Consider the following 12,440-nt stretch of genomic DNA (forward strand, 5'->3'; position numbering starts at 1 on the left):
CGGTAGGCCGGGCCACTGACACCCGCCGCGTCGCGGGCACCGGTCAGTGCTCGGCGCCGGCCGCCAGGACGAGGTCGTCGATCCGTCCGGCGCGGTGGTCCGCGGCCGTGCGGACCACCGCCGCGAGCGCCCGCGCCGACTCGGCCGCCGGGAGGACGTCTTCGGCGGGGACGTGCACGAACCCCGCCCGCGCGTCCGACGCGGCCAGTGCGTGAGCCAGGGCGTAGAACGTGGCGTTGCAGACGTAGGTGCCGGCCGTGTTGCTCACGGCGGCCGGGACCCCGGTCGCGCGCACGGACGCCAGGGCGGCCTTGACGGGCAGCGAGCTCAGGTAGGCGACCGGTCCGCCGTCGACCACCGGCTCGTCGACCGGGGACCGGCCCGCGTTGTCCGGGATCCGGGCGTCGGCCACGTTGACCGCGACCCGTTCGAGCCGCAGAGTGTCGCTACCCGCCGCGAGCCCCACGCACACCACGACCTGGGGCGCGTGCTCGCCGAGCAGCTCCCGCAGACGTGCGGGTGCGCCCTCGAAGGTGACCGGCAGGCGGGCGGCGACCAGCTCTTCGGGGTGGCCCGCGGCCGACCACCGGTCCTCGAGGCACCGGACGGCCTCCCAGGACTCGTTGACCGCCGCGCCGTCGAAGGGCTCGAACCCCGTGACGAGGACCTTCACGCCCGCTCGTCCTCCTCGGCGTCCAGCTCCTGCGCGACCTCCTCGGCCACCCGGGCCCACAGCTCGTCCACCTGCGCCCTCAGCGCGGCCTCCGCACCGGTGCCGTCCAGGACGACGTCGGCCACGGCCAGCCGCGCCTCGTCGTCCGCCTGCGCCTCCACGCGCGCCCTGGCCTCCGCCTCGGTCATCGACCGGCCGGTCACCAGGCGTTCGACGCGCTGCGCCGCCGGCGCGTCGACGACGGCCAGCAGGTGGTAGCGACCGCTCTGGCCGGTCTCGACGAGCAGCGGGACGTCGTGCACGACGACGGCCCTCGGGTCGGCGGTCCCCGCCGCGGCCTCCTTCTCGGCCGCCAACCGGCGGACCTCCGGGTGCACGATGTCCTCGAGCCGGGCCCGCGCGCCGGGGTCGCCGAACACCACCCGTCCGAGCGCGGGCCGGTCCAGCGAACCGTCGCCCGCCAGCACCTGGTCGCCGAACTCCTCGACGACCTCCGCGAGCCCCACCGAACCGGGTGCGACCGCCTCGCGCGCCAGGACGTCGTGGTCGACGACCACCGCGCCCAGCTCGTCGAGGCGACGGGAGACGACGGACTTGCCTGCGGCGATACCACCGGTGAGGCCGATGCGGAACATGGGGTACATCCTGCCCTCGCCGTAGGCTTCACGCCATGAGCATGGGCGGACGAGCACCCGGCGGGCGGCCCGGGGGCGGGATGGGCGGGCCGATGCGGTCCTACCTGCAGGACGCGTCGGTACGACGCCGTCGGCTGCCGCGCGAGACCCTGCGCCGCATCCTCGCCTTCGCCCGGCCCTACCGGGGCCGGCTGATCCTCTTCGTCGCCCTCCTCCTGGTGAGCGCTGCGGCCGGCGCGGCGGTCCCGCTGCTGTTCCGGCGCCTCATCGACGTCGGCATCGGCGACGGGCAGCGCGACGTCGTGCTGGTCATGGCGGCCGCGGCGGTCGGTCTCGCCCTGCTGACGGCAGTGCTGTCGCTCGCCGAGCGGTGGGTCTCCGCGGTGGTCGGCGAGGAGCTAATCGTCGACCTGCGCACCAGTGTGTACGACCACGTGCAGCGGATGCCCCTGGCCTTCTTCTCCCGGGCGCGGACCGGGGCGCTCGTGCAGCGGCTCAACGGGGACGTCCTCGGAGCGCAGCAGGCCTTCACCTCGACCCTGCAGACGGTCGTCTCCAACGGCCTGACGGTCGTCTTCACTCTCGCGGCGATGTTCGTCATGTCGTGGAGCCTGACGCTGCTGGCGCTGCTGCTCCTGCCGGCCTTCGTCCTCCCGGCGCGCTGGTTCGGCCGACGGATCGCCGCCCTGGCGCACCGCGGCTACGAGCTCGACGCCGACGCCGGGCAGCTCATGAACGAGCGGTTCAACGTCGCCGGGGCGCATCTCGCCAAGGTGTTCGGCGACCCCGAGCGCGAGGCCGCCCGATACGCGGAGCAGGCCCGGGCGCTGCGCGATGTCGGCGTCGCCAGGGCCCTGTACTCGACCTGGTTCCGGATCGGGCTGACGACCCTCGCGTCCGTCGCCATCGCCGTCGTCTACGGCGTCGGGGGTCTCCAGGCGATCGCGGGCCAGCTCACCGTCGGCACGATCGTGGCGCTGACGGCGTACCTCGGGCGGCTCTACGGCCCCCTGACCGCGATGTCCAACGTCCAGATCGACGTCATGACCGCGCTCGTCAGCTTCGAGCGGGTCCTCGAGGTGCTCGACCTCGAACCGACCGTGGCCGAGAAGGAAGACGCCCGTGACCTCCGGGTGGCGGTCAGAGCGCACGGGGCGGGCATCGAGCTGGACGACGTGACCTTCCGCTACCCGCGGGCCGACGAGATCTCGCTCGCCTCGCTGGAGTCCGTCGCGGCGGTCCGCAAGGACCCTGTCGGCGCGACCCTGCACGACGTGTCCTTCGCCGTCCCCGCCGGCTCGATGGTCGCGCTCGTCGGGCCGTCCGGGGCCGGCAAGACGACGCTCTCCCAGCTCGTGGTCCGCCTGTACGACCCGACCTCCGGTGCCGTCCGGATCGCCGGCCAGGACCTGCGCGACGTCACCGCCGCGTCGTTGCGTGCGACGGTGGGGGTCGTCTCGCAGGAGGCCCACCTGTTCCACGACACGGTCGCCGGGAACCTGCGCTACGCCTGCCACGACGCCACGGACGAGCAGCTCTGGCGTGCCCTCGAGCAGGCCAGGATCGCGGATCTCGTCGACCGGATGCCCGAGCGGCTGGAGACGGTCGTCGGGGACCGCGGCTACCGACTCTCCGGCGGGGAGCGTCAGCGCCTGGCCATCGCCCGGCTCCTGCTCAAGGCCCCCGACGTCGTCGTGCTCGACGAGGCGACAGCGCACCTCGACTCGGAGTCCGAGGCGGCCGTGCAGGCAGCTCTCGACGAGGCGCTGGCCGGCCGTACCTCGCTCGTGATCGCGCACCGGCTGTCGACGGTCCGGGCGGCGGACGCCATCGTGGTGCTCGACGAGGGCGCGGTCGTCGAGCAGGGTTCGCACGCCGAGCTCCTGGCGTCGAGCGGGCTCTACGCCGAGCTGTACCGCACGCAGTTCGCGGACCTCGACGACCGGCCGTCGTCCTCGCCGTAGCGTCCCGTCGTCCGTGGCGCCCCGTCGACGCGCCCTTCGCTCCGTCCAGGCCCAGCAGGGGCCCACCACCCACCGGGTACGACGGAGGCCCGCCACCCCTGGGGGTGACGGGCCTCCACCGAGGTCAACGACCCTCAGCGGGCCGGTGACGGTCGGCTCAGTTGCCGGTCAGCTTCTCGCGGAGCGCGGCGAGCGCCTCGTCGGAAGCCAGAGTGCCGCCGGTCTCCTCCTGCTGCACGGGGGCAGCCGAGGAGTAGGACGACGACGCGGACGGACCGCTGCTCGAGGAACCGCTCGAGGAGGAGACGACGTCCCCGGCCGCGGCGTCGGCGTCGGCCGACAGTGCGGCGCGGACCTGCTCGCGGTGCGACTCCCAGCGGGCGTGCGCCTTGGCGTACTCCGCCTCCCAGGCCTCGCGCTGCGTCTCGAAGCCCTCGAGCCACTCGTTGGTCTCCGGGTCGAAGCCCTCGGGGTACTTGTACTCCCCGTTCTCGTCGTAGTCGGCAGCCATGCCGTAGAGCGCCGGGTCGAAGTCCTCGGACTCCGGGTCCATGCCCTCGTTGGCCTGCTTGAGCGACAGCGAGATGCGGCGACGCTCGAGGTCGATGTCAATGACCTTGACGAAGACCTCGGCACCCACCTGGACGACCTGCTCGGGCAGCTCGACGTGGCGGACGGCCAGCTCGGAGATGTGCACCAGGCCCTCGATGCCGTCCTCGACACGGACGAACGCGCCGAACGGCACCAGCTTGGTGACCTTGCCCGGCACGACCTGCCCGATGGCGTGGGTGCGGGCGAAGGTCTGCCACGGGTCCTCCTGCGTCGCCTTCAGCGACAGGGAGACGCGCTCGCGGTCGAAGTCGACGTCGAGCACCTCGACCGTGACCTCCTGACCGACCTCGACGACCTCGGACGGGTGGTCGATGTGCTTCCAGGAGAGCTCGGAGACGTGCACCAGACCGTCCACGCCACCCAGGTCGACGAACGCGCCGAAGTTGACGATCGACGAGACGACACCGGGGCGCACCTGGCCCTTCTGCAGCGTCTGCAGGAAGGTGGAACGCACCTCGGACTGCGTCTGCTCGAGCCAGGCACGGCGCGACAGGACCACGTTGTTGCGGTTCTTGTCGAGCTCGATGATCTTGGCCTCGATCTCCTTGCCGACGTACGGCGCGAGATCGCGGACGCGACGCATCTCCACCAGGGAGGCGGGGAGGAAGCCGCGCAGGCCGATGTCGAGGATGAGGCCGCCCTTGACGACCTCGATGACGGTGCCGGTGACGACGCCTTCCTCTTCCTTGATCTTCTCGATCGTGCCCCAGGCGCGCTCGTACTGGGCGCGCTTCTTGGACAGGATCAGGCGACCCTCCTTGTCCTCCTTCTGGAGGACGAGAGCCTCGACGGCGTCACCGACGGTGACGACCTCGCCCGGGTCCACGTCGTGCTTGATGGAGAGCTCCCGGGACGGGATCACACCCTCCGTCTTGTAACCGATGTCGAGGAGGACCTCGTCGCGGTCGACCTTGACGATCGTGCCTTCCACGATGTCACCATCGTTGAAGTACTTGATGGTGGCGTCGACGGCGGCAAGGAAGTCCTCCTCGGTGCCGATGTCGTTGACGGCGACCTGCGGGGCGGACTTCGTGGTGGAGATGGTCATTGAGTAGTTGCTCCGATGCGGACAGGGCATAGTGCGGACAGGGTCGTGGTGCAGGCGGATCGCACGGCGACCAGCCGTTCGGCGGCTGCCGGACACGTTGCCGGACAGGCTGCCGGGTCGACCGGCCGATCGACCACTGGTCTGCGCGCACGGGCGCACTGCACCGCGGACCATCTTATCCGCGGGCATTCGAGGGGTCAACGCCAGCCGGGCGGAGCCGCTGAGAGCCCCGTCACCCGGGCTTCCACGTGCCCCGGCGCCGGTCACGGGTGCCACGATGGCGGGATGACCGCGACCTGGTTCGGCTACCGAGACGCCCCCGACGACGACGACGCCGCGCGTCGGTGGTGGCACGACCATGCCGAGGAGTATCTCGACGACCACGGCGCGTTCCTCGGCGACGCCGGCTTCCGCTGGGGCCCCGAGGGGCTCACCGAGGCGGAGGCACGCCTCCTCGGCGACCCGCGCGGAGCCCGCGTGCTCGAGGTCGGTGCCGGTGCCGCGCACTGCTCACGGTGGCTCGCCGGTCAGGGCGCACAGGTCGTGGCCACCGACCTGGCGCCGGCGATGCTCGACGCCGCCGCCCGGCTGGACGCCCGCACCGGCGCCCGGGTGCCGCTCGTGGAGGCGGACGCCCGCGCCCTGCCGTTCCGCGACGGCACCTTCGACGTCGTGTTCACGTCGTTCGGAGCCATCCCGTTCGTCCCGGACCCTGGCCGGGTCCACGAGGAGGCGGCGCGCGTGCTGCGCGACGGCGGGCGGTGGGTCTTCTCGGTGACGCACCCGCTGCGCTGGGCGTTCCCCGACGACCCGGGCCCGGCCGGGCTGACCGCCCACCGCTCCTACTTCGACCGGCGTCCCTACGTCGAGGAGTCGGCGTCTGGCCGGGTGGTCTACGCCGAGCACCACCGGACGGTGGGCGACCACGTCCGCGACGTGGTCGCCGCCGGCCTGCGCGTGCGCGACGTCGTCGAACCCGAGTGGCCGGCCTGGAACGACCAGACGTGGGGCGGGTGGGGCCCCGAGCGCGGGGCGCTCCTGCCGGGTACCGCGGTCTTCGTGACGACCAAGGACTGACAGGCGATCAGTGACCGGCCTCGTGCCAGGTCTCGCCCGCGCCGACCGACACGTCCAGCGGGACGTCCAGCGCGTAAGCCGCCCCCATGCGGGTGCGCAGGACCTCCTCGACGGCGTCCCGCTCCCCCGCCGCGACCTCGACCACGAGCTCGTCGTGGACCTGCAGCAGCAGCCTCGACCGCAGGTCCCGGTCGTCGAGCTCGCGCTGCACACCCAGCATCGCCAGCTTAATGATGTCGGCCGCACTTCCCTGGATGGGGGCGTTGAGCGCCATCCGCTCGGCCATCTGACGGCGCTGACGGTTGTCGCTGGTTAGGTCCGGCAGGTAGCGGCGCCGTCCCAGGAGGGTGGCGGTGTACCCGGTGGCGCGGGCCTCCTCGACCACGCCGGCCAGGTAGTCACGCACCCCGCCGAACCGGGTGAAGTAGTCGTCCATCAGGCCCTGCGCCTCACCGGTGGCGATCCCGAGCTGCTGGGAGAGCCCGAACGCGCTGAGCCCGTACGCGAGCCCGTAGCTCATCGCCTTGACCTTCGCCCGCATCTCCGCCGTGACGTCGGCCGGCTCCACGTCGAACACCCGCGAGCCCACGTACCGGTGCAGGTCCTCACCCGACCGGAACGCGGCGATCAGTCCGGCGTCGCCCGACAGGTGCGCCATGATCCGCATCTCGATCTGGCTGTAGTCGGCGGTGACCAGCGTCTCGTACCCGGGACCGACCCGGAACGCCCGGCGGATCCGCCGCCCGGACTCCGTCCGGATCGGGATGTTCTGCAGGTTGGGATCGGTGGAGCTGAGCCGGCCGGTCGCGGCGATCGTCTGCTGGAAGGTCGTGTGGATCCGGCCGTCCGTCTGCACGGCCTTGAGCAACCCGTCGACCGTCGTGCGCAGCTTGGCGGCGTCGCGGTGCGCGAGGAGATGCGCGAGGAACGGGTGCTCGGTCTTGGTGAACAGGTCCTGCAGCGAGGCGGCGTCGGTCGTGTAGCCCGTCTTGATCTTCTTGGTCTTCGGCATCCCGAGCTGGTCGAAGAGCACCTCCTGGAGCTGCTTCGGGCTCCCGAGGTTGACCTCCCGGCCGATCACGTCGTACGCCTCCGCAGCCGACCGCGCGACCGCGTCGGCGAAGCCGCGTTCGAGCTCGGTGAGGAAGCCGGTGTCCGCGGCGATGCCGGTGTGCTCCATCCGCGCCAGCACCGCCGACAGCGGCTGCTCGACGTCGTCGAGCAGCCCCCGGGCACCCCGGTCGTCGAGGCCGTCGGAGAGGGCGTCGGCGAGGTCCACGACCGCGACCGCGCGGTGAGCGGCCTCGCTGCCGGCAGGCGGACCCTCGGCAAGCTCGAGGTCCAGGGCACCCTGGGCGGACTCGTCCACGGCCGTCAGCTCGCGGTGAAGGTGGCGGACGACCAGATCGGCCAGGTCGTAGCCGCGCTGGTCGGGATAGCACAGGTAGGCCGCGAGCTCGGTGTCGCACACGACGCCGCCGAGGTCCAGGTCGATCCCCCGTGCCGAGAGCCGGTGCCACGCCGACTTCGCGCCGTGCACCGTCTTCGGTGACGCCCCGTCCGCCAGCCAGGCGGTCAGCGCCTGCTCGTCGTCGGCCGTGGCCGTGGCGAGGTCGACGACGACCGCGCTCGCCGACCCGTCGCGGCTACCGGTCGCCACGGCGACCTGCCAGGCGTCTCCGCCGGCGGGCCCGCCGGTCCCCGTCACGTCGAGCCCCAGCGCCCTGCCCCGATGCTCGGCGAGCCAGTCGGCGAGCGCGCCCTCGTGCAGCGTGACGTCGATGCCGGTCGCCGGGCTCGTGTCGTCGGAGGCTCCGGCGGCCGGGTCGACGGCCAGGAGGCGGTCGCGCAGCGCACCGAACTGCAAGGTGTCCGAGACGGTGTGCACCGCTTCTCGATCGAACCCGGCCAGCGCGAGGTCCGTCACACCGAGGGGCAGCTCGACGTCGGTCAGCAGGGCGTTGAGCTCTCGGTTCAGCCGGACCTGGTCGGCGTGCTCGCGCAACGCCTCGCCCCTCTTGCCGGTCACCTCGCCCTGGCGTTCGAGGAGGGAGTCGAGGTCTCCGAACTGGGTGATCCACTTCGCGGCCACGCCCGGTCCGACACCGGGCACCCCGGGCAGGTTGTCGCTCGTCTCCCCCACCAGCGCCGCCAGGTCGGGGTACCGCTCGGGCCGGACCTTGTACTTCGCCTCGACCGCCTCCGGCGTCATCCGAGCCAGCTCGGAGACCCCCTTCTTGGGGTACAGGACCGTCACCTCGTCCGTGACGAGCTGGAGGGAGTCGCGGTCACCGGAGCACACCAGCACGTCCATGCCGGCCCCGGTGCCCTGGCGCGCCAGCGTGGCGAGGATGTCGTCCGCCTCGATCCCCTCGCGCTGCAGCGCCGGGACCCGCAACGCCTCCAGGACCTCCTTGATCAGCGGGACCTGGCCCCGGAACACCTCGGGCGTCGCGTCGCGGTTGCCTTTGTACTCCGCGAACCGCTCCGTGCGGAAGGTCACCCGCCCGGCGTCGAACGCGACCGCGAGGTGGGTCGGCGCCTCGTCGCGCAGCAGGTTGGTGAGCATCGAGAAGAACCCGTAGACGGCGTTGGTCACCTGGCCGCTCGAGGTCACCAGGGTGTCGGGCAGGGCGAAGAACGCCCGGTAGGCCATGGAGTGGCCGTCGATGAGCAGCAGCCGGGGACGGGTGCCGCCGGCCGGGCTGGTGCTGGCGGTGCTGGAGCTGCCGGTTCGCGCTGTGGTCGTCACGGGTGCCAACCTATCTGCCATGACCGACACCGACGCGTTCCCGCAGGACACCACCGGCTGGCAGCAGGCAGCCTCGGGCACGCTCATCGAGCGCACCGGCATCGTCCTGACGGAGGTGGGCGCGGACACGACGCGAGGCAGCATGCCCGTCGCCGGCAACACCCAGCCGGCCGGACTCCTGCACGGAGGGGCCACGGCCGCCCTGGCCGAGACCCTCGGGTCGGTCGCCGCGCAGAGCCACGCCGGCCAGGGACGGGCCGCCGTCGGGCTCGAGCTCAACATCACCCATCACCGGGGCGTGCGCTCGGGGCAGGTGCACGGCACCGCGACCGCCCTGCACCGGGGACGGACCACCGCGGCCTACGAGATCGTCGTCACCGACGACGACGGACGACGGGTCGCGACCGCGCGCCTCACCTGCATGCTGCTCGAGGCCCGCTGACGCGGGCCACCGGGCGCCGAGGCGCTCAGGAGGCGTTGGAGGCCTGCTCGGCCCCTCGTGCGGCCTCGGCCGCCGCGTGCTCGACCTGGAAGGCCCGCAGGTCGACCGGGCCGGTGGGCAGGCCCGCCTCGCGTGCCCGCCGACGACGGGCGACCAGGTCCTCGATGGCGGCACGCGTCGCGTCCCGCCGCCGGCGGCCGTCCCGACGGCGCACGACGGTGGCTCCCGGTGCGCCGCCCTGGGCGAGCCGCCGCTCCAGGACGGGCACCGCCACCACGCGGTGCCCGGCCGCCGGCGCGAAGCCGAGGCGGGCGAGGAACCGGTGCATCTCGCGCGCGCCCGGCGCCGGGGCGCAGTAGATGCTCTCGGCGCCCGCCGTGGTCGCGAGGCCGAGCGCGGAGCCGAGCAGGGCGCGCCCCACACCGTGCCGTCGCGCCCGCGGGGCGACGAGGATGGCGTCGACGTACAGGCTCGGGGCCGTGGAGTAGAGGTGCGGCTCGAGCACCCTGGCCAGCAGGAAGCCGACGACGGCGTCGTCCTCGACGGCGACCAGGACCTCTCCGCCCGCGGCCAGGAGGACGCTGAGGTGCTCGCACAGGCGTCCCGGGTCGGCCGCGGCCGTGGTCGTACCGTCCGGAGCGGCACTCGCCGCCAGCTCGGCGACCTCGAGCAGGTCGTCCTGGTTCGCGGACCGCACTACGACCGCTGCACGCATCGACACTCCTTCCGACACTCCTGGTGACCTCGGCACGAAGGTCACGAAAAGATCACGACTCCCTGGCGACAATAGCCGTCGCCAGGGAGTCGCACAACGTGTCTCAGGCGCCCACCTGGTCGATGACCGCGTCGGCCACCTCGCGCATGGTCAGGCGGCGGTCCATGGACGTCTTCTGGATCCAGCGGAACGACTCCGGCTCGCTCAGACCCATCTTCGTCATGAGGAGGCCCTTGGCCCGGTCGACGCGCTTGCGGGTCTCGAAGCGCTCCTGGAGGTCGGCCACCTCGGACTCGAGCGCACCGATCTGCTGGTAGCGGGAGATCGCGATCTCGACCGCCGGCAGGAGGTCCGCCGGGGTGAACGGCTTGACGACGTAGGCCATCGCACCGGCGTCCCGCGCCCGCTCGACCAGCTCGGTCTGCGAGAACGCCGTGAGCAGCACGACCGGCGCGGCGTGCGCCTTGCCGATCCGCTCGGCCGCGGAGATGCCGTCCAGCTCGGGCATCTTGACGTCCATCACGACGACGTCGGGCTTGAGCTCGGTGGCCAGGTTGACCGCGGTCTCACCGTCCCCGGCCTCTCCGACGACGTCGAACCCCGCCTCGCGGAGCGTCTCGACGACGTCCATGCGGATCAGCGCCTCGTCCTCGGCGACGACGGCCCGTCGGGCCGGCTTCGCCGGGGTCTCGGGCGGCGCCGGCTCGGGTTCGGCGTCGATCAGCGGGGGCAGGTCGAGCGGCAGCTTCTCGTCGGTCACAGGGACCATCGTAGACCCCACGGGCACGCGTCGCGTGCTCCTGCCGCAGCGTGCCGGTGTGACCGTGCGCACCCACGGAGCCGCGGCGGACCGGTTGGGCACCTCGCCCTCCGGTGTGGTTCGATAAGGCCGCTGCCGACACGCCCCGGTAGCCCAACCGGCAGAGGCAATCGGCTCAAACCCGATCCAGTGCGGGTTCGAATCCCGCCCGGGGCACAGCACGAGAGCCCGGACCGCCACAGCGGTCCGGGCTCTCGTCGTCCGGCACCGGTTCACCGGCACCGCGGCTGCGTCGGGGCTCAGCCGGAGAGGGCGCCACCGTCCCCGTGGCTGCCCACCTTGTGCACCAGGATCGAGTTCGTCGTCCCCGGGACCCCGACCGGCGCGCCCGAGACGATGACGACCCGGTCGCCCACCTCGGCCAGCCCGTTCGCCTGCAGCGTCTGGTCCACCTGGCCGACCATCGCGTCGACCGAGTCGACGCGCGGCACCTGGTACGTCGTGGTGCCCCAGGTGAGCGCGAGCACGTTGCGCACCGACTCCACGGGCGTGAAGGCGAGCAGCGGGATGCCCGACCGCAGGCGCGACATGCGCTTCGCGGAGTCACCGGACTGCGTGAACGTCACGAGGTACTTCACGCCGAGGGCGTTGCCGATCTCGGCCGCGGCCCGCGTGATCACACCGCCGCGGGTGTGCGGGGTCGAGCCGAGCGGCGCGATGCGCTCGCGCCCCATCTCCTCCGTGGCCTCGATGATCGAGGCCATCGTCTCGACCGTGAGGATCGGGTAGTCGCCCACGGACGTCTCGCCCGAAAGCATGACCGCGTCGGCCCCGTCGAGCACCGCGTTCGCGCAGTCCGAGGCCTCGGCGCGCGTCGGGCGGGGGCTCGTGGTCATCGACTCGAGCACCTGCGTGGCCACGATCACCGGCTTGGCGTTCTGACGCGCCAGCTCGACGATGCGCTTCTGCACCAGCGGGACCTGCTCGAGGGGCATCTCGACGGCCAGGTCGCCGCGGGCGACCATGAAGCCGTCGAACGCGGCGACGACCTCCTCGAGGTTGTCCACCGCCTGCGGCTTCTCGATCTTGGCGACGACAGGGACGACGCGCCCCTCCTCCTCCATGATGCGGCGGACGTCCTCGTAGTCCTGCGCGTTGCGCACGAAGGACAGCGCGATGATGTCCGCGCCGAGCCGCAGGGCCCAGCGCAGGTCGTCGGTGTCCTTGTCGCTCAGCGCCGGCACCGAGACGGCGACGCCGGGCAGGTTGAGGCCCTTGTTGTTCGACACCGGGCCGGGCACCTCGACCGTCGTCACGACGCGAGGGCCCTCGACCGCCGTGACGCGGACGCGCACCTTGCCGTCGTCGATCAGGATCGGGTCGCCGACGCGGGCGTCCTGGGGCAGCCCCTTGTGCGTGGTGGAGACCAGCTCGCGGGTACCGACGACGTCCTCGGTGGTGATGGTGAGCGTGTCACCCTCGTCGAGGAGGTGCTTCTCGTCACCACCGAACCGTCCCAACCGGATCTTGGGACCCTGCAGGTCGACCAGGACGGCGACGTTTCGCCCCGCGTCCTTCGCTGCCGCGCGCACACCGTGGTAGACGGCCTCGTGCTCCGACTGCTCGCCGTGGCTCCGGTTGATCCGGGCCACGTCCATACCCGCGTCCACCAGCTCCCGGAGCTTCTCCGGTGATGCCGTCGCGGGTCCGATGGTGCACACGATCTTCGCTCTGCGCATGTCTCCAGCCTCGTCGTCGTACT

10 protein-coding genes and 1 tRNA gene are annotated in these 12,440 nt (G+C 72.4%); 4 read left to right on the forward strand and 7 right to left on the reverse strand.

Annotated features, from left to right (window positions below; all coding sequences use genetic code 11):
- Positions 1-43: 43 nt before the first annotated feature.
- On the reverse strand, positions 44-673 hold the full coding sequence (locus AC3RJ8_RS09230; RefSeq protein ID WP_489712354.1) for a pyroglutamyl-peptidase I: 630 nt from the start codon (positions 671-673) through the stop codon (positions 44-46).
- A complete protein-coding gene (coaE, locus tag AC3RJ8_RS09235; RefSeq protein ID WP_489712355.1) occupies positions 670-1,308 on the reverse strand; it encodes a dephospho-CoA kinase in 639 nt (212 codons plus the stop codon). The genes AC3RJ8_RS09230 and coaE overlap by 4 nt, the downstream gene beginning before the upstream one ends.
- Before the next feature lie 35 nt (positions 1,309-1,343).
- On the opposite strand from coaE, the gene AC3RJ8_RS09240 reads away from it, so the two are divergent.
- Positions 1,344-3,272, forward strand: a complete 1,929-nt coding sequence (locus AC3RJ8_RS09240) for an ABC transporter ATP-binding protein (RefSeq protein ID WP_489712356.1) — start codon at positions 1,344-1,346, stop codon at positions 3,270-3,272.
- A gap of 157 nt (positions 3,273-3,429) precedes the next feature.
- Here the strand turns inward: AC3RJ8_RS09240 and rpsA are convergent, their stop codons facing one another.
- Positions 3,430-4,932: a 30S ribosomal protein S1 gene (gene rpsA, locus AC3RJ8_RS09245; RefSeq protein ID WP_489712357.1), complete on the reverse strand. Its 1,503-nt coding sequence runs from the start codon at positions 4,930-4,932 to the stop codon at positions 3,430-3,432.
- Positions 4,933-5,217: 285 nt separating this feature from the next.
- Between rpsA and AC3RJ8_RS09250 the strand changes: the two genes are divergently transcribed.
- The gene (locus AC3RJ8_RS09250) at positions 5,218-6,009 is read left to right on the forward strand and encodes a class I SAM-dependent methyltransferase (RefSeq protein ID WP_489712358.1); all 792 of its coding nucleotides are present in this window, start codon (positions 5,218-5,220) and stop codon (positions 6,007-6,009) included.
- A gap of 7 nt (positions 6,010-6,016) precedes the next feature.
- Here AC3RJ8_RS09250 and polA read toward each other — a convergent pair whose 3' ends face one another.
- On the reverse strand, positions 6,017-8,782 hold the full coding sequence (gene polA, locus AC3RJ8_RS09255; protein WP_489712359.1) for a DNA polymerase I: 2,766 nt from the start codon (positions 8,780-8,782) through the stop codon (positions 6,017-6,019).
- Between polA and AC3RJ8_RS09260 the strand changes: the two genes are divergently transcribed.
- On the forward strand, positions 8,781-9,203 hold the full coding sequence (locus AC3RJ8_RS09260) for a hotdog fold thioesterase (RefSeq protein WP_489712360.1): 423 nt from the start codon (positions 8,781-8,783) through the stop codon (positions 9,201-9,203). The genes polA and AC3RJ8_RS09260 overlap by 2 nt on opposite strands.
- A gap of 25 nt (positions 9,204-9,228) precedes the next feature.
- On the opposite strand, the gene AC3RJ8_RS09265 is transcribed toward AC3RJ8_RS09260, so the two are convergent.
- Entirely contained in the window at positions 9,229-9,918 is a 690-nt protein-coding gene (locus tag AC3RJ8_RS09265; protein WP_489712361.1) for a GNAT family N-acetyltransferase, read from the reverse strand.
- 103 nt (positions 9,919-10,021) lie between these two features.
- Entirely contained in the window at positions 10,022-10,687 is a 666-nt protein-coding gene (locus tag AC3RJ8_RS09270; protein WP_489712362.1) for an ANTAR domain-containing response regulator, read from the reverse strand.
- Between the two features lie 133 nt (positions 10,688-10,820).
- On the opposite strand from AC3RJ8_RS09270, the gene AC3RJ8_RS09275 reads away from it, so the two are divergent.
- Positions 10,821-10,894 (forward strand) — tRNA-Leu (locus tag AC3RJ8_RS09275).
- Between the two features lie 83 nt (positions 10,895-10,977).
- On the opposite strand, the gene pyk is transcribed toward AC3RJ8_RS09275, so the two are convergent.
- Positions 10,978-12,417: a pyruvate kinase gene (gene pyk / locus AC3RJ8_RS09280; protein WP_489712363.1), complete on the reverse strand. Its 1,440-nt coding sequence runs from the start codon at positions 12,415-12,417 to the stop codon at positions 10,978-10,980.
- Positions 12,418-12,440: the final 23 nt, after the last annotated feature.

This window comes from Isoptericola sp. MSGPD8_1_ISO-PGPR-S23-394, assembly GCF_058072785.1.

Bases quoted from the DNA above. Each gene is read 5' to 3' on its own strand.
- AC3RJ8_RS09250 (WP_489712358.1), top strand. From the start codon at position 5,218: ATGACCGCGACCTGGTTCGGCTACCGAGACGCCCCCGACGACGACGAC.
- AC3RJ8_RS09240 (WP_489712356.1), top strand. From the start codon at position 1,344: ATGAGCATGGGCGGACGAGCACCCGGCGGGCGGCCCGGGGGCGGGATG.
- AC3RJ8_RS09260 (WP_489712360.1), top strand. From the start codon at position 8,781: ATGACCGACACCGACGCGTTCCCGCAGGACACCACCGGCTGGCAGCAG.
- pyk (WP_489712363.1), bottom strand. From the start codon at position 12,417: ATGCGCAGAGCGAAGATCGTGTGCACCATCGGACCCGCGACGGCATCA.
- coaE (WP_489712355.1), bottom strand. From the start codon at position 1,308: ATGTTCCGCATCGGCCTCACCGGTGGTATCGCCGCAGGCAAGTCCGTC.
- polA (WP_489712359.1), bottom strand. From the start codon at position 8,782: ATGGCAGATAGGTTGGCACCCGTGACGACCACAGCGCGAACCGGCAGC.
- rpsA (WP_489712357.1), bottom strand. From the start codon at position 4,932: ATGACCATCTCCACCACGAAGTCCGCCCCGCAGGTCGCCGTCAACGAC.
- AC3RJ8_RS09270 (WP_489712362.1), bottom strand. From the start codon at position 10,687: ATGGTCCCTGTGACCGACGAGAAGCTGCCGCTCGACCTGCCCCCGCTG.
- AC3RJ8_RS09265 (WP_489712361.1), bottom strand. From the start codon at position 9,918: ATGCGTGCAGCGGTCGTAGTGCGGTCCGCGAACCAGGACGACCTGCTC.